The 261-nt window shown below is 62.8% G+C and carries 1 protein-coding gene; it reads right to left on the bottom strand.

The window, feature by feature from the left end; translation table 11 throughout:
* Window positions 1–261 (bottom strand): SH3-like domain-containing protein (locus AC0L2O_RS36950; protein WP_473373229.1); only part of this gene is annotated, 261 nt, incomplete at both ends.

The raw sequence follows: 261 nt of genomic DNA, 5'->3' as shown, positions 1-261 counted from the left end.
CAAAGATCCGACATGCGAAACCGCACGACGTATGTCTGCTCGCGCCGTATCGTGCCGACAGCTTTCTCGTCGGGCAAAGGCTGTGGTCCGATCACGCTGTCGACGACCCCGGGCCGGCCCCGGACATATCCCGTCAGCCGCGTGTGCATTGTGGCGATGTCGCGCCGTACCACAACCTTGTTGCCAGGTTTGAACCTTGCCCGTGTGGGCGGGGCCTCCGCCGTAGGCCTGAGCGATTCGTATTCGAAGGTTCGACTCGAG

Source organism: Bradyrhizobium sp. Kon10 (assembly GCF_055807395.1).
Note: the sequence above shows the minus strand (reverse complement) of the source record. Positions and strands in the feature narration are given on the sequence as shown.